General features: G+C 32.8%; 1 tRNA gene. It reads right to left on the bottom strand.

Annotated elements, in window-relative coordinates:
- Positions 1 to 43: 43 nt before the first annotated feature.
- Positions 44 to 129, bottom strand: a tRNA-Leu gene (locus tag KA878_RS09560).
- Positions 130 to 393: the final 264 nt, after the last annotated feature.

Raw genomic sequence — 393 nt, 5'->3', positions numbered from 1 at the left:
TTGCCATTAAACTACACCCGCATATTTAATTAGAATGTTTATTTGGTGCGGCCGAGAGGACTTGAACCTCCACGGGATTTCTCCCACTAGGCCCTCAACCTAGCGCGTCTGCCATTCCGCCACGACCGCTGGCAAAACGCAATAATTACTATTAATTATCGAGAACAATAATTATTGTAAATGTTTTGTAATGAAATGTCAATAACTTTTTAACATATTTTTAAACAAGTTTTACAAACAATTAATGTTTGATACATTTATTAAAGCAACGATATATACTATACATGTTTATTTGATTAATGTCAACGTATAAATGATAAAAAATTTAAGACTGGGACATAAATAATATAATTATGCTATTTTGCAGTTTCGCAGTAGCTGACTGAACTGAGA

Source organism: Staphylococcus sp. GDY8P57P (assembly GCF_017892585.1).
Classification (GTDB): Bacteria; Bacillota; Bacilli; order Staphylococcales; family Staphylococcaceae; genus Staphylococcus; species Staphylococcus borealis.
The sequence above is the reverse complement of the archived record's forward strand: the minus strand, read 5'-3'. Positions and strand labels throughout refer to the sequence as shown.